Consider the following 16,759-nt stretch of genomic DNA (forward strand, 5'->3'; position numbering starts at 1 on the left):
TGAGGCTCTTTTCCGGCTTCGTTGGTCGCCGGCGGGCCAGCGGATGCGGTTGATGTTTCTGCCTCAGCCTTGTCACCTGAGTGGTACGGCTCAGATGGTCTGGTCAACCTCGACGCTGACTCGCCGTCCGTCCTCGTGGAGGACGGTGTAACGGGCTCGCCGGTGTTCATCTTTCGCCTCCTGCTGGCTGCGGTTCATGAGATACACATGGGCGTCTGCTGCCAAGGCGAGGCTGAGGCAGCGTTCCTTGAGATATGCCATCAAGAGGTCGCGACGTACCGAGAGGTAGGAGCCTGAATAGTCGTCGTATGTGTTGCGCTGACCGCGTTTGTTCTCGTCTCCCCAGCACGTCATGTGGGCGGCGATCTTGCCTTTCGGGTCGATGAATTGAGTGCCTGCAGCGTTAGCGGACAGATGAGCCCAAGTGAAGAAGTCCGTGAAAAGTGAGCGTTGAGCGGTAGTGATGCCACCCGTCAGCGGGTCGTCGCGGTCTAGGCCGCCCTCGTCTGACTCGCGATAAACGATCCAGCCGAGCAATTGCAGCTTGGGGTCATCTATTTCGTCTCCCCATGGCGGCCCCTCGCCAGCCCCAGGCAGGCCCTGCGGACGTGTGCTGCTTGCCAGAGCAGCGAGTAGGGCGGTACTGGCTTCTGGGGTTACTAGAGCACTGGTCAACCAGGCCGTACACGAATGGCGGTCAGAATAGGTGGTGATGGATGCGGACACTACGATCATTTCTGGATCGTCATCGAGCATGTCCAGTTCGCGACATGCCTGTCGCGCTACAGCGGCTCCGTCGAATCCCCTCTGAACTGCTGGATCCGGATCAACAGCAGACGTGGAAGCATCCTGAGACGTCGCCGTTTGCACTGAGGTAATGGCGTCGTCTAGCTGGAGCCGATCCCACATACCGAGGGTGAGCGAGCGAGCCGGAACCGGTTCGCGGATATCGGCCAGCCAGTGGGTTGATGAGTGGGGAAGATGACCGGTCAGCCAGCCCGTCCACTCGTCGTCGTCACGCCAGTGTCTGAGCACGGGGTTTTCCCCGTCGACAAGTTCGCCAGCCACCATGTGGAGTGCGTGGTACTCCAGGTACTTCTGGAGCGTTTCCACAATCGGCAAGGAACCATGGTCAGCACTGATCAGCGCCCACGACCGCTCGTGTTGGGCCGCCCTGGGGTCCTGCCGTGTTTCCTCGGAGCTCCGGCCCCACCGCTCGCTGATCCACTTGTCTGCACTCTGCATGACGTCGGCGAGAAACACTCCGTCGAAAGCCTCTGCCAGAGGGGAGTACCAGTACGGTACGACGTCCATAGAGTCGAACTGGAAGCGCGTGTCGTAGTCGCCATAACGCGATCCAACGTTCCGTACGTCGCGTGAGGTGCTGCACAATCGGGGCCGATTCGCGAACGCGAGGTCGCTGACAACGTGCGCAGGCAATGCCTCAGGATGAGCTGCGGCCACGTCGAGCGCCGCTTGGCGTGCCAACTCGCGAATAGCTGCATGGGGCTGACTTCGGTCTACTGCCATTGCGGCTAGTTCAGTGGCCAGCGGCACTAGGACCAGTGGGGCTTCACTGGCTACCCGCGCGAAGACGATGAGCAGCCACTGTTGAGCTGATAGCGGAAAGAATTCAAGCGTGGCGGAACGGAAACTGCCGCCAGTGGAGGATTCCGTTACGCAGCGCCAGAGCGCGTCAGCCACAGAGCTGCCGTCGCTGCTTTGAGTCAGGATAATTCGTGCCGTGTGTGCAGCTCGCCATCGCACGCGCCGGTCGGGATGGCCGAGCAGGGCCCACAATACCGCTGCAAAGAGTGTGCTCGAGTCCTCTGGTGGTTCAGGCAAGGTCTCTCGGGCGGCCTCGATGTCAGCTACGGAATTACTGATCGCCGAAGCAGCGGGAATCCGTGTTATATCGGCGGAGTTGGGTAGAGACGGACGAGAGTCCAAAGCCCATTCGATGATTTGTGAAAGTGTGGACGTGGCCGGCAGTGTTTCTGCCAGTGATGCTGCCAGAGTGTAAAGCTGGTTGGCAGTCAACTCATCGAGGTGAGCAGATGCTGCCGGAAGAAGCCAATTTGACCATCCGGGTTCATTACTCGGCAATTTTAGCAATAGGCCGTAGTTGCCATGCCGATCTAGTCCGGTGGTGAATAGGTCGAGTAGATGTCGCGATACCCACATCGGCAGGTGCTGGCTAGCCCAGTCACGCACGCTCGCGCTCGCACGCCATTCGTAGCATAGCCCGCTCACTACGCGCGCTACCTGGGGTGCGCGGGCGCCCCGCACCCCACGATCGGCGATTTTTAGGAGCTCCTCCAGCGCCGTAGTACGTCCCGACGGGCCGGCGCGATGAGCCGCAGTCGTCAGGTAGGTGACTACGCGTTCATCAGAGGCATAATGAGCGACAAGTACGGGGAGATCCTGATCGGCTCGGATGAAACTCGCCGCACTGACTAGGCCAGCAATGTCCACTGCTTGCTCTTCACCGGATCCTCCCCAGTCCCGTGAGGAGCGGATGGCTGGCCTATTTACGCTTAGGGCGGAGAGTTCCTGTGCACGGGATTGCAGTCGCTGCGCGGCCTGAATCTGGCCCAGTCCCATTTCCTGAATGGCAGTATTGAGATTACGGGCAGCGTCACCTTGTTGGTGAGGCGGTAGATCGCGAACGACCCAGTCGGCAAGCGTTCCGAGGCACGTGACGGCCTGGCTACGACCCGCCGGTCCCTGGTTGAGGAGGCATCTGAGAACAGTGACCGCAGGGGTTACCACATCGGAGTGCTGACTGAGCAGGCGCAGCATCCAGAACGCCTCAAAGCCGCCGACTGTTCCTGTCTCGGCGAGGAGAGGAATGACCGTGCCAATGCCTTCAGATAGGCCCACGTGTCCGTCGTCCTCCCACCGGCAGGCGAGAGCTAGACCAGACGGCCCGTGGAGTCGGCTCGCCACGCTGAGAGCGAGCCGGTATGGCACTTGTTCCCGAGGGTCCGGCACAAAGGGGGTGGCGTCTTCAACTGCGTGGGCGAGCCGACGGGCGATGTGTGCACGGTCTCCGCCTGTTGTGGGGTCTGTTGGCCGATCGGGGATCCGGTCGGCAATCGTGAGCAGAGCCCGTAGCCTCAGGGCGACATCCACGTCCACGCCGCTGGCGGCGTCTACTGCGGCAGCGAACAGGTCCGCGGCCAGAGCCGTGTCAGCGTGTTGCGCTGCCGCCGCTGCGTCCAGGAGTACGTCCCGCCGTTCTGTTGGCGGGACCGTCGCTGCACCCATGACGTCTCCCACCCGCTGAAGTAGCTGAAGAGCAACTTCTCGGGCGACCCCATTTTCAAGGAGGATACGGCTCATTTGCACCCACGCGTATGCCGACCCGTCGGCCAACTGCTGTCCGATGCTCTTCCCTACGTCTGCCAACAGATTTTCGATCTGCATCTGCATGGCATTTGCCTCTATGCTGGTGAACGCGGCCATGGCCCGTGCAGCTGATACCAATGCCTCGACCGCAGCCATGAACCAGACGCGTTGGCGATTACCAGGCCGGTCGAATCTATGCTCTGATCCCTGGGCCTCCACCCGACTACGCACGACCTGTACGACCTCTGCAGTTGTCAGCTCGACATCGTCAGCGCGGGATTTACGATCGGCAGCAACTTTCACACATTCGGCCTGTGTAGTTACTACAGGCAGCAAGTCATTAGCAATCTGCAAGAAAAGCCGGCGTGTGGACTCATTCTTGTCATAACTGCGGTCATTATTGGTCGGTGGCCGCAAATTGTCTGGGAGCAGCTTCTCAGCTGTGATTTTGGAGCCGCGGATGGCGGCTTCCAGGCATGCCGCCTTCAACGGACTAAGCATCTCGCTGCTGCCGGTGTAACTATTGAGGTGAGACGGTACTGGCGGCGCAAAGCGCCGGAGTAGACGTCTCACCTTGGATTTGGCGGCACCATGCGCCAGCGCGATCTCACAGAACGGCATACCCCACTCGGCTGGATGGCTCACCGGGCGCAGAGGCAACCGGTCTAGCCGGTTCGCAACCTGCAGTACCCACCTGACGGGCAGACTTTCCCCAGCCCGTGCGTAGGCGACTACGAACTGGGCCTGGGTCCATGCGCTGGCTCGTACCTGATTCAGGTCCCGAATTGCCTGCTTGACGGGCACATGCGCAGGTGCATGTTGGGCCACGTGCCACGTTACCTTGTCAACGAATTGGGGCGGATTCCAGCCGGCCGCCAGGCGATGGGCGCGATTTAGGCCACGCAACACGTATGCTGCATGCACGCCGTAGGCGATGTCCTCTGCGCTCAGTTCCCAGCCCGCGTCCTGCCGCGACCAGGCCCGCAGCCACGCGTAGGCAAGGTCGAGTTGCTCGACCGCCTCTGCCGTACGTCCGTTCAGCCATGCAAGCATGGCTGCGGCCCGGAAGTGAGCGCGGCCTCGCCAAGTGCCCGATTCTTCTCGCAACAAGATCTCGGCGACTGTGCTCGCATCTGCATGTAGCAATGCGAGTTCCGGCCGCTGACGGACCGTGTCAACGAGGCTGGAATCGGTGCGGGCTGCGTCCCCTGCAGCCAGCAGGAGTCGGACCGCATCTCCGGATGTGTTGTTGTCATTGCGCTCCATGACCGCGCGCAGCGCCAGCGTGAGCCGGGTCCGTTGAGCTTGGGCACGTGCTATGCCGTCTGTGATCGCCGCTGGCGCGCCTTCATCAAGTGCTATGGCGAGCAGTTCTTCGTGGCGGCCGGAGTTAAAAAGATGCTCACCAACCAGTCGTGCTGCTTCCTCGTCGACATGGCGGTGGTGAAGGAAGTCCTCAGCAAAGAGATCGTGGGCCTGGCGTACATCGGACACTGACAACTCTTGACGCAAATGATTCTCGAAGTCCTCGTCGGCGAAACCGACGGCGCCGTCGGAAATTCGCAGCGCCGGAAACAAGTCGTCGCACAGCTGCCGCACGCGGCCTTCGTTGGTCTTCAGTACCCGGGCGAGTGTCGAGGGCCGCGCAGGGCGGGCCATGGCAGCAAGGACGCCCATGTGCTGCTGCCGCACGTCGCGGTCATGGACAGTGGAGAAGGCGCTATCTAGGACCTCGTCGAAGATGGCTGCCAGGCCGGCTTCCGCGCGTACGAGTACGTCCTCGATATCCAGCATGGCTGGGGTTTCGCTCGTGCCTTGTGACCGCTGCTCCCCAGCGCCCAGTGCGTATGTCTGGACGCGCGCCACTCCGTTGCTGGCGGCATGGAAGGCCGCGCATTGGTTCTCCGTTGCGTTCGGATACATCGAACGCAACATCGCCGCGCTGGCCGAGGCATCGAATGCGCCAAGTGCTGTCTCAGTGATACCTGTCTCTTCGGCTCCAGCCAGGACGTCCGAGCGACGAGCGCTGCGTGCAGTCATCAGCACTCGCACGTTAGGTGGCAGTTGCATGTGCCACAGCCCACGCACGAACGGTTCAGCTCCACTACGGTGCGCCGCGAAAACGGCGTTATCGGCAGCATCGACTGCGACAACGAGGAGGGCGGACTCTGGCATTGCGTCTGCCACCACGGTGAGCGTTCTCTCAAGACCTCGCCAAAGCTCACTGTGGACGACTGGCCCATCCGGCACCACAACGGGCAGAGCGCCGCCTCGAACCGCGACGTCGTTTGCGATCTGGACAACGGCCCGTTCGCTGTGCCGGTCGTTGGCCGGATTGAGGTACTGGCCGTCGCCGTAGCAGTCGTACGCAACGAGGATCGATCCTGGCGGCAGTTCGGCTTCCAACGCAGTCAGAACGGTTGTCTTGCCGACACCCGGCCCACCGTGCGCCAGAAGCTTTCCGGCCGGTGCACCCGTTACAGCTGCGGCCAGACTCTGCGGCTGGGCCGTTGGTACAAGCTTCTTAGGCTTCGCCACAAGTGTGGGATAGGGAAATAGCGATCGTTCCCCGCTTGCACCCAACGCGACGATGATGTCAGCGCGACTCAGCCCAGGGTCACCCGCTGTTTCTGGGAGCATCTGCTGGCGCATGAGTTCTATCAGCCCGATGACTCCAGGACGGGACGAGCCGACGAGGAAGGCGGATGCCTCCTGGTGGAGCGTCAGCGTCTGCAGTGCCCGACTGTCAGCGCCACAGCCAGAAAGGTCCAATACCCGAACAAAATCAGTGAACCGACCACTCTTCAGCCCGGACGCCGAACGCAACTTGGTCAAGATCTGCTGGTGAGGCTTGGCCAGTGAAGCAAAGGCGCGTCCCGCGTGCGCACCTAGCGGTCGGTCCGCCAGCGCTGCCTGGGCCGATTTCAGCGCATTGAGGAGGTCGGCGTCGGCTGGCTGGTTACTCACCAGTGCGACATTGACCTTGCTTACTACGGTCGACGCATCCCAGTCTTCTGCTAGCCCGCTGAACATGTCTGCCAAGCGGCGAAGGGGAGGTGCACCGCCAGTGGCCTTGGCCTGGCACAGTCTGGCCGCCGTCCAGGCTCGACCTGAGTGCTTGACGCTGTATTTCAGCTGAGCCAAAACCAGACGATTCGCTGTCGCGAAGGTGTCTCCGCCGTAGTATTCACTCAGGTCGCAGCCCAAGTAGCGATCATCTTCTTCGGCTGCGTCAGCTGGTGATAGCCCCTCCAACCGCAGAATCCTCAGGTCGGCGTGGGGCATCAGGAGTTGCAATGCACGCCGGGCTGCCCATAGAAGGTGGAAATCATCCCCGGCTCGTGATTCGCGAACAGAAATGACTCGCTCCGGACGGATCGGGCACGCAATGCGCGCTACTTGCAGACCTGGTTCATTGTCCCGCAGATCAGCAGACCATGACCCGAGGAGCGAGTAGCGATCCCAAACTGACGGTCAAGATCTACTGCGATCGGCTCTGTAACGAATGGAGAGACGTCGGGATCAGCGAATGATGCGGATCATCACCGTGAGGACTGGCGAAGCCGGTGACGGCTGGCTCTGCCCGATGTCCTCGTACCCCCACGACTTGTAGAGCGCGTGAACCTTTCCATCGCCGGCGGCCGGGTTGACCATGAGCGTGACGTACGGCTCGTCGCGCGTGCTGAGAAGGGCGTCGTGGATGCGGCGGGCGGTGCCGGTCTTCCGCCAGGTCGGCCGGACGCCGATCTCCTTCAGGGCCACGACCGGGCGCTGGGTGTACTTCTCGGCCGGCGTCGGGCTGGTGCGCTGCCAGTAGCGGTCGCCGTGCTCGATGGTGTTGCCGTAGGCATAGCCGACTGGGTGGCCGTCCGCGTACGCGAGGACGGCCGTGAACCCCGGCTCGGTGCCGTGCCGGTCCAGGCGCTCGCCGAACGCGGTGACCGCGTAGTTCGGCAGGTGGAGGAGTGGGGCGCGTACGTCGGCGTACACGTCGAGGAGGTCGCCGCGGGCTGTGTCGAGGGTGGTGAAGGTGCGTAGTTCGATGGCGGGAGCCGTGGTCATGCAGCCATCCTCCAGGTGGCGGTGTGCTCGGTCCAGGTCTGCACGGTGGAGCTGCCCGGTGCGGTGGCGCGCAGTGCGGCCCCGAACTCCTGCAGCATGCGCGTGACCCGGGCGTGCTGGGTGGCGGCTTCGGCGGGGACCTTCATCGCGGTGACCGTGGCGGCGTCGGGGGCGCCCTGGGCGAGCTGGGCGTGGGCGAGTCGGGTGGTGGTGATGGCCCGGGACCGGATCATGTGGGGCCGGAGGGCGGACAGGCAGCGGTGGGCGTGGTACTCGGCGGTCGAGTAGTCGCCGAGCGCCAAGTGCGCGGAGAGGGCCAGGGAGTCCAGCTCGGCTTGGTCGTAGAAGGCGAGCATCCACACCGGCCGGTAGTCGGCGGGATCGGCGCGCAGCATGGCGTCCTGAGCCTGCTCGAAGGCACGGCGGGTGCCCGTGCGGTCCTGTGCCGTGCCGTGGATGGCGCCCTGACGGGCCAGGCCGAGGGACGCGAACAGAGGGTCACGGCGGGTGAGGTGCAGGTTGCGGGCGACGTCGTTGGCGGCGAACGCGTCGGCGGGGCGGCCCATGTGCCGGTACATGGTGCCCGCGTGGCTCCAGATGCGGAACTTGATTGCCTGGTCGCCGGACATCTCGGCGAGGGCCTGGGCCTCGCGCATGTGCGCTTTGGCGATGTCGTAGCGGCGGCCGTCGATGGCGGCCCACATCGCGGAGGAGCGGAAGGCGGCTGCGGAGGCGTAGAGGTTGCTGCGTACGCGCTGGGTGGCGCTGCCGGCGTTCTGGAGGTTGAGTGCCTCGTCGGCGAGGGCGGCGGCCCGCTGTTCGATGCCGAGTTGTCCGCCGTGGCGGTGGTCGCTGGCGATGATCTCGGCGAAGCGCTTGTTGAGGCGGTTGACGTCGCTCATGCCGATACGGCGCGGCGATGTGGTGCCGGGTGCGGCTGCTGCTGCGGCAGCCGCCGCGATGCTGCCGACGAGGGTGCGGCGCTTCATGTCGGGGTCCTCCTGCTGCGGTGGGGCCGGGGTGGACGAAGGCCGGCTCCGTGGCACGAACCCTAAAGCGACGGCGGGTAGTCCGGTGACGTCCTCAAGTGCCTTGCGGGCGGCTGACTTTGGCCACGTGACCCGGCCCGCTTTCCATGCCCGGACCGATGAGCCGTCGAGTCCTCCAGGGCGCCCGGTCAACCGTTCAATGGCGCTGTTCACGGCCTCGGCGAGGCTGTTGGAGCTGTAGCCGTGTTCGGTCATCCACGCCTCAAGAACGGTGTTGCGGGTGGTGTCCATGCGGGCACGGTAGTCCGCGCGATCCCTCCCCACCAGGTAAAGGGCAGGTCAAAACGCCCTAGGCGGGTCCGTCGGCTGAATGCCTGAACGCCCTAACCAGCTTGGTGAGAAAGGGAGTTGTCTGGGTGCTGGTCGCCCGCCGCGCCCCACCGTGCGGGCGGCTGTTGACGGCCCGGCCCGCCCCTGAGGTTCCCCCGCGGGGGCGGGCCGGGCGCCGAGACGACACGAAGGCTCCACCCCAATGACGAGTCTGAGAACACCAGTTGAGGCCCTCTCCGTCGGCCACCCCACGTACAGCCAGACCTTCCCGTGCGAGCCGTCCACGGCCGAGCTCGGCCGCGAACTCGTCCGAGACGTCCTCGGTGTGTGGCACCTCGACGGCCTCGCCGACCGTGCCGCGCTGATCGTCACGGAGCTGATCGCGAACGCCTCCAGGCACACTCCGTGCTCCGAGATCCGCCTCACGGTTGGGCGGCCGAGCGCGACACGACTGCGTGTCGGGGTCATGGACCGGGAACCAGCGCGTCTGCCCATACTCAGCCAGGCGGCTGACGACGACGAGTCGGGGCGCGGGCTGCTCCTCGTCGATGCTGTCGCCGACCGCTGGGGCTACGACCTGCAAGGCTCGGGCAGACGCCCCTGGGGCAAAGAGGTCTGGGCGGAACTCCGTACCGAGGGCGGCAAGTGAGCAGCCCGGCCACGGCACCCTTGCCCCTTCCGGATCTCGCTCGACTCCGGCCCCGGCAGCAGATGGCCACGGACTGCGCCCTCTGCGCCCGGCTGCTGGGAGCGAGCGGTCGACGGCTGGGCGAGATACGCCACCGGGACCTGCTGTTCCAGCTCTGGGCCTGCGCTCCCCACTGCCAGGCCGCCAGATCGACCATCCCGACCAGCTGAGAAAGGGGAAGTCCTTCCATGGAGTGGCCGTGGACCACCGGTGATTGCTGGCTCGGCTGCGGACGTACCGGAGTCCTGGTGATCTGGCTCGGCCCGGTGCAGTGGGACGGGCAGCACGCCCCCTTCTACGCGTGCGAGCCGTGCCTCGATCGCCTCAAGGCCCAGGCGCTCGCCTACTTCATGGAGCGGCGGCCGGCATCCGCTTGATCAGACTCCCGGCACACGACTTCCCGGCGTGAGGCAGCCACCCCGCGAGGACTTCCTACGCGGAGGCCGTCCTCTCGTGCCGGGCGGCCAGGAGCCGTCGGGGAGCAGCCGTCTGGCAACGCTCCCGTGGCGGCACCTGGTGGGCGCTCCAGCCCAGTAACACCACAACGATTACGAGGAGTTGAAGCATGACGCGCAGCACCGTAGTTCCCAGCCGCACCGAAGTACGCCCGCAGATCCCGGGGGCATCGGACGGCTTCGACCTGGACGTCTCCCTCGTCGAGATCGCCGACCCGGCGGGCCTGGTCAACCTGACCGACGACAACTGCGGGTCCACCTGCGGCGCCTGCACCACCAACGTCGCCTGATCCGGCCCCAAGCCATCCCGGTCTGGTGCCGCCGCGTCTCCACGCGGCGGCACCAGCCGCCCGCCCCCTCGCCTACGGAGGTACTTGGTGGTTGCTCCGCCCGCAGCGTTCCGCACCGGTTCCACTGCTCTCGTGCGCGCCGTGGTCCGACCCTCGCTGCCGTTTCCTCCATGCCCTGACCTCGACGACCGCTCGCCCAATGGTTCGTCTGCCCGTGTGGCGTGGCTACGCGCGGTCTGGGCGGACAAGGACGTCGCCGAGGCACTCCAGCACTCCAGCCCGGTCCTGGCCGCGCAAGTAGGGGCCCTGTGTGCGGCCGAGCATCCCGCCCTCCGGGATGTGCAGCGTGCGGCGCTGTCCGTGGCCCGCTACCTGCTGCGGGCCCAGCACCGCGCGACACCCTTCGGCCTGTTCGCCGGCGTGGCCACCGCGGAGTTCGGCCCGCAGGCGCAAGCAGACTGGGGCGAGGAGCACGTGGCCGTGGGCCGCGCGGGGGCAGAGTGGCTGGCGGCCCTGGTCGAACGGTTGGAGTCCTGCCTGGACCTCCTCGAACGGCTGCCCGTCGTCATCAACAACACCGTGACGTCCCGGGGAGACCGGCTCATCGTGCCGTTCCAGCCCGACGTCCAGGACGACCGGACTCGCGCGGTCGAGGCGTCCCTAGCCCTGAGCGGACCGGTGCGCGCGGTCCTTGCCGCGACCCGGGCGCCGATCCGGTTCGGCACTCTCGTGGACAAGCTCCGAGCGGAGTTCCCCGAGGCCGGTCCCGAGAAGGCACGTCAACTGCTGACGGAGCTGATCCGGCGACGGGTACTGATCACGAGCTTGCACGCACCAAGCACCGAGACCGACGCCCTCGGGTATTTACTGGGCCAACTCGACGCGATCGACGCCCGAAGCCTCGCCCCGGTCGCGGAGACCGTACGCGAACTCCACGCGGCTCGGGCGGGCCTGGAGGATTACGCCACGCACGGCGGCCGGGACACCGTGGCGGCGCAGATGCGAGACCTCGTCCCCGGCCTGCGCCGCCACCCCGTCGCGCTCGACCTCCGCTTGGACGCGCAGATCGTTCTGCCGGAAGCGGTCGCACGCGAGATCGAGCGCGCCGCTCTCATCCTGACCCGCTTGAGCAGCCGCCCGTACGGGACCGCTGCCTGGAACGAGTACCACCAGCGGTTCTACGAGCGGTACGGCATCGGCACGATGGTGCCGCTCGCGGAGGTCGTGGCGGACAGCGGCACCGGCTATCCCGACAGCTACCCAGGCGCTCCGGCCGGCGCACGCAGGCCCCGCGTCTCCGCTCGGGACGATGCCCTCGTTCGGCTGGCTCAGGCCGCGGCGCTCGACGGCCGTGACGAAGCGATCCTCACGGACGAACAGATTGAGGCCCTGGACGTGGGGCCCGACGAGCCTCGGCTGCCGCCGCACTTGGAGATCGGGGTGCGGGTGCATGCAGTCAGCCTGGAGGAGTTGCAGCGCGGGCGGTTCCGGCTGGAGGTCATGAGCGTGTCCCGAGGCGCCGGCGTCTCCGCGGGCCGGTTCCTCAGCGTGCTGGCCCCCGCCGAGCGGAAGGCCCTGGCCGCCGAGCTTGCCGACCTCCCGGCCGCAGACGGCAACACCATGCCCGCGCAGCTCTCTTTCCCGCCCCTGCTCCCCGCGAGTGCCCATGTCACTCGCTCCCCACAGGTTCTACCCAACGTGATCAGCCTTCAGGAGCACCGCGCCCCGCAGGGCACCGTCCTCACCCCGGAGGACTTGGCCGTGGGATGCGACGGCCGCCGCATCTACCTCGCCGTCCCCGAGCGAGGCCACCGCATCGAGGCCATCGGGATGCATGCCCTGAACCTCCGCACCCACACCCCGCCACTGGTGCGGTTCCTCACCGAACTGTCCCGCGCCCAGTGCGCGCAGGTCACCGTCTTCGACTGGGGCGCCGCAGCGGCCATGCCGTTCCTTCCACGTCTGCGGTACGGCCGCATCGTGCTGGCCCCGGCACGCTGGCGGCTGGAAGCGCCCGAACTGCCCGGCCACGTCCGCCCTCGGGACGAGTGGGATGCTGCGCTCGCCGACTGGCGTGCCCGGCGGAGGCTGCCGCGCCATGTCCATCTCGTTGAGGACGACCGACGTCTCTTCCTCGACCTCGACGAGGCCGGCCACCGGACGCTCCTGCGTCAGCACCTCGACCGCACGCGTCTGGCCGTGCTGGTCGAGGACCCGGAACCGGAAGCGTACGGCTGGTGCGGCGGGCGAGCTCACGAGGTCGTAGTTCCGCTCAAGGCCACCCGACCGCCGACCTGGCCGCCACTGCCCGACCCCAGCCGGGCCCGTGCCCTGTCTTCGCCCCAGATGCAGACGCCTGCCGCTTCCTCAGTTCTTCTGGCGGCCCTGTACGGCGACCCCCGCCGCCAAGACGTCTTGCTCTCCCGGCATTTGCCCGGCCTCCTCGAACAGCTCGGCAACCCGCCGTGGTGGTTCATCCGCTTCCGAGACCCGGACCAACACCTCCGCGTACGCATCGCCCTCCCCGACCCGGAAGCCTTCGCCGACACGGCCCGAACGGTGAGCGCCTGGGCCGACGAGCTACGAGGCATCGGCCTGCTGGCCGACCTGCGCTATCCCACCTCGTACCGGGAGATGGGCCGCTGGGGCTCCGCCATCGCATGGGAGGCGGCCGAGGAGGTCTTCCGGGCGGACTCGCGCGCCGTCCTGGCCCAGCTCGCACAGCCACAGCGCCCCAGTCAGCGCACGCTGGTGGCGGCCCACACGATCGCCATCGCTTCCGCGTTTCTCGGCACCACCGAGGCCGGGATGCGGTGGCTGATCGACCATGTCTCGCCAACCGCACCCGTGCCCGTTCCGCGCCCGCAGTTCACCGAAGCAGTACGGCTCGCCGACCCGAGCGACGACTGGTCGGTCTTGCGCAGTGTCCCTGGCGGAGACGCCATCGTGTCCGGATGGGTCGACCGGGAAGCGGCACTCGCCACGTACCGGCCGCACCTGCCCGGCCCGGACACCCAGGGCATCGCCGTCGACGACGTCCTGACATCCCTGCTGCACGTCCACTTCGTGCGCCACGTCGCCGTGAACTTCCCGGAGGAAGAGGTGTGCCTCTACCTGGCGCGCGCCGCCGCCCTGGCCTGGACCGCCCGCACCAAGGGGAGGGCCTCGTGAACGCGCACCCCACGCTCGGCCTGGTCGACGCCATCGCCGCCCGGCTCACCGACCCCGAGACCATGCCTCACGGCTCCAGGACGCTGTGCTCGGACCGCCAGCATCTTGCTTACGGGCCACCGGGCATCGCGCTCCTGCACATCGAGCAGGCCGCGAACGGCCTCGGTCCGTGGCACCGCGCCCACGACTGGCTCGCCGCCGCCTCCCGGCAGCCGCTCACCAGCGGCCCGGACAGCCACCCCTTCTACGGAGTGCCCGCGCTCGCCCACGCCCTGACCTGCGCGGCCGACCACCTTCCCGGCTCCTACCAGCGCGCCCTCGACGCGTCGGACGGACAGATCGCAGTCGACGCCGGACGCCGTCTCGACGCCGCACACCGCCGCATCGACGCCGGACGCCTGCCGCATCTCGCCGAGTTCGACGCCATCCGGGGCCTCACCGGATACGGCGCCTACCTACTGCGCCGAAACCCCGGCAGCTCCACGACGCGCGCCGTTCTCGACTACTGCGTACGCCTCACCGAACCGATCACCCACCACGGCGAGACCCTTCCGGGCTGGTGGACGGAGACCGGTCCCTCGGGCAGCCCGGACGACCGATTCCCGGGCGGACACGCCAACACCGGCATGGCCCACGGCATCGGCGGCGTCCTCGCGCTCCTGGCCATCGCCGCTCGGAACGGCTCCGTCACCGACGGGCACCACGCAGCACTGCACTCCATCCTGACCTGGCTGGACCGCTGGAAGGAGGAGGCCGACGGTGGACCGGCCTGGCCGTACTGGGTCACTCACGGCGAGCTGCGAAGCGGGCGTCTCTCCCCGTCCGCGCCCCGGCGGCCCTCCTGGTGCTACGGCACCGCCGGCCTCGCCCGCGCCCAGCAATTTGCCGCACTGGCCCTCGGCGATACCGGCCGCCAGATCGACGCGGAGAACGCGCTCGTGGCCGCCCTCACCGACCCCGAGCAGCTGAAGGCCACGACGGACAACGGCCTCTGCCACGGGTTCGCCGGCCTCGCCCACATCGCCGCACGTACGGCAGACGACGCCCACCCCTCGACCGCGGAGAAACTCCGCGCCGCGATCCCGGCCCTCCTGACTGCGGTCATCCCACCGGGCATCGACCCCGAACTCATGGCCACGGCGCTCATCCAGGAGGAGGAAAGCGGCCCCGGCCTACTCGACGGCGCCGCCGGCATAGCCCTGGCCCTCCTCGCGCCCAGCACCGCCGCACCACCCCGGTCCCCCTGGGATGCATGCCTCCTCATCGCCTGATCCACCGACCGAAGGACCTCAATGCCTCCCGACCGCTGGCAGCAGCACAACATCACCTTCGTCCACCGCGAGATCGCCGAACGCCTCGGCCCCACCCTGATCGAGGCAGAGGCCGATGGGCAGCTCACCGACTGGTGGTTCATGAACAAGCAGCCCTGGCCGCTGCGTTACCGCGCGGACAAGCCCTCACCAGCCATCGAGTCGCTCCTGAGCGATCTCATCGGCGACGGCGTGGCCGTGTCGTGCCTGCCCTGCGTCTACGAGCCCGAGACTGACGCATTCGGCGGCCCGGAGGCCATGGACGCAGCCCACGAACTCTTCCACAGCGACTCCCGCCACCTGCTCACCTACCAGCCGAGCTCGCAGCACTTGGGACGCCGGGAGACCGCCGTCCTGCTGGCGAGCGTCATGATGCGCGGCGCTGGACTCGACTGGTTCGAACAGGGCGACGTATGGGCGAAGGTCGCGGTCCTTCGCCCGGCCGACAATCCACCACCACCCGAACGAGCAGCCGAACTGGCTCCGCCCATTCGGAAGCTCATGACCGCCGATGCCCACAGCCTCTGCCGCCCGGGTGGCCCACTCCACCCTCACGAGGAATGGGTGACCGCCTTCCAACGGGCCGGCGCCACACTCGCCGACCTCTCAGGCCGCGGCGCCCTCACCCGCGGCCTGCGAGCCGTCATCACCCACCACGTGATCTTCCACGCCAACCGCGCCGGTCTCCTCCGGGACGACCAGAGCGCCCTGTCCCACATCGCACGAGAGGTAGTCATGGGAACGAGTGACCACACCGAGTCGCCCACCGAGGCAACGGCCGACATCGATAGCGTCAGCGCGGTGAACACCGACACGATCACCACCACCACGGCGGACGCCGAGCGTCTCCGCAACGCCTTGGTCGACCGGCTCCGCGCGGACGGACACGCCCGCACGTCCGCCGTCGAAACCGCGTTGCGGACCGTGCCCCGCCACGTGTTCGTGCCCGACGCGTCCCTCGAAGACGCCTACGCCAACGCACCGGTGCACATCAAGTACGACACCGACGGCACGTCCATCTCCTGCGCCTCCCAGCCGGGCGTCGTCGCCCTCATGCTGGACCAGCTCGACGCCCAGCCCGGCGAGCGCATTCTCGAACTCGGCGCCGGCACCGGTTACAACGCCGGTCTGCTCGCCCACCTGGTCGGCGAGAACGGACACGTGACCACCCTCGACGTCGACGACGACCTCGTGGAGGGTGCCCGCACGCACCTCGCCGCCGCCGGGATCACCAACGTCGAGGCCGTGACCCGCGACGGGGCACTCGGCTACGCCGAGGCAGCGCCGTACGACCGGATCATCGCCACCGTCGGCGCGCACGGCGTACCGCACGCGTGGCTGCAACAACTCGCCCCCGGCGGTCGGCTCCTAGTCCCCCAGCGCCTCAAGGGCACGGTGTCCCGCTCCATCGCCTACGAGCAGCGTGACGGCCGGTGGGTGTCCCTCGGCAGCGAGATGAACACCTTCATGCCGCTTCGGCGGGGCATCGCCGACGACGACCGCCGAGTGATCCCACTCAGTACGGACGGCACCGTACGACTCCAGGCCCCCGCCGGGCTCAGCATCGACGCCGATGCCCTCGCAGGCGTACTTGACCAGCCGCGCACCGAGGAGTGGACCGGCATGACGGTCCGCGCCATGGAGTCGCCGGAGTGGATGGAACTGTTCCTCACCTGCTCCCTCCCTTCCGGCCTGATCCGGATGCTGTTCCCCCGGAGCGCCAAGGGCACCCTGCTGACGGAGGATCCTTACCCCTCGTCAACTGCGGTCGTCGACAAGGGTGCCGTCACCTACCTCGCCCGGCGCGTGTCCAAGGAGACGACCTCCGAGGGCGACAAGCTCTGGGAGTTCGGCGTCATTGGCCACGGCCCCGGCAGCGACGAGCTGGCCGCGGAGGTCGCCGACACTATCCGCACCTGGGACAGGGAGTACCGAGGCCGTGAGGCCACGTTCGAGATCCAGCCCCTCGACGCCCCCGAGATCGAGCGGCGCCCGGGTCTCTTCGCCCTCGACACGCCGCTGAACCGCATCGTCGTCGACTGGCGATAACACCGCTCGTGTAGCGGACGGTGCCCGTCGGCACACGACCGGCGGGCACCGTCGCCTCAGCAGT

Annotated in this window: 9 protein-coding genes; 6 read left to right on the top strand and 3 right to left on the bottom strand. The window is 67.0% G+C overall.

Going from position 1 to position 16,759, the window contains the following annotated elements; translation table 11 throughout:
* Nucleotides 1-90 precede the first annotated feature (90 nt).
* The 3 genes from IOD14_RS42625 to IOD14_RS42635 all read right to left on the bottom strand — a co-directional run bounded on the left by IOD14_RS42625 (nucleotide 91) and on the right by IOD14_RS42635 (nucleotide 8,693).
* Nucleotides 91-6,636 carry a hypothetical protein gene (locus tag IOD14_RS42625; protein ID WP_212673042.1) on the bottom strand — a complete coding sequence of 2,182 codons (6,546 nt, stop codon included), beginning with the start codon at nucleotides 6,634-6,636 and terminating at the stop codon, nucleotides 91-93.
* Nucleotides 6,637-6,873: 237 nt separating this feature from the next.
* Nucleotides 6,874-7,413, bottom strand: coding sequence for a GNAT family N-acetyltransferase (locus IOD14_RS42630; RefSeq protein WP_212673043.1), 540 nt, complete (start codon nucleotides 7,411-7,413; stop codon nucleotides 6,874-6,876).
* Complete coding sequence (locus tag IOD14_RS42635; protein WP_212673044.1) at nucleotides 7,410-8,693, bottom strand: XRE family transcriptional regulator; 1,284 nt, start codon at nucleotides 8,691-8,693, stop codon at nucleotides 7,410-7,412. Before IOD14_RS42635 ends, IOD14_RS42630 begins: the two co-directional genes overlap by 4 nt.
* Before the next feature lie 241 nt (nucleotides 8,694-8,934).
* On the opposite strand from IOD14_RS42635, the gene IOD14_RS42640 reads away from it, so the two are divergent.
* The 6 genes from IOD14_RS42640 to fxlM all read left to right on the top strand — a co-directional run bounded on the left by IOD14_RS42640 (nucleotide 8,935) and on the right by fxlM (nucleotide 16,695).
* A complete protein-coding gene (locus IOD14_RS42640; RefSeq protein WP_212673045.1) occupies nucleotides 8,935-9,381 on the top strand; it encodes an ATP-binding protein in 447 nt (148 codons plus the stop codon).
* Nucleotides 9,382-9,608: 227 nt separating this feature from the next.
* Nucleotides 9,609-9,797 (top strand): hypothetical protein, encoded by a 189-nt coding sequence (locus IOD14_RS42645; protein ID WP_054242262.1) that lies wholly within the window; start codon nucleotides 9,609-9,611, stop codon nucleotides 9,795-9,797.
* A gap of 188 nt (nucleotides 9,798-9,985) precedes the next feature.
* Complete coding sequence (locus IOD14_RS42650) at nucleotides 9,986-10,165, top strand: FxLD family lanthipeptide (RefSeq protein ID WP_016825826.1); 180 nt, start codon at nucleotides 9,986-9,988, stop codon at nucleotides 10,163-10,165.
* A 216-nt stretch (nucleotides 10,166-10,381) separates the two neighbouring features.
* Nucleotides 10,382-13,336 (top strand): lantibiotic dehydratase, encoded by a 2,955-nt coding sequence (locus tag IOD14_RS42655; RefSeq protein ID WP_212673046.1) that lies wholly within the window; start codon nucleotides 10,382-10,384, stop codon nucleotides 13,334-13,336.
* Nucleotides 13,333-14,607, top strand: a complete 1,275-nt coding sequence (locus tag IOD14_RS42660) for a lanthionine synthetase C family protein (protein WP_212673047.1) — start codon at nucleotides 13,333-13,335, stop codon at nucleotides 14,605-14,607. The genes IOD14_RS42655 and IOD14_RS42660 overlap by 4 nt, the downstream gene beginning before the upstream one ends.
* A 21-nt stretch (nucleotides 14,608-14,628) precedes the next feature.
* Nucleotides 14,629-16,695, top strand: a complete 2,067-nt coding sequence (fxlM, locus tag IOD14_RS42665; protein ID WP_212673048.1) for a methyltransferase, FxLD system — start codon at nucleotides 14,629-14,631, stop codon at nucleotides 16,693-16,695.
* Nucleotides 16,696-16,759 lie beyond the last annotated feature (64 nt).

It is taken from the genome of Streptomyces sp. A2-16 (assembly GCF_018128905.1).
GTDB lineage: Bacteria > Actinomycetota > Actinomycetes > Streptomycetales > Streptomycetaceae > Streptomyces.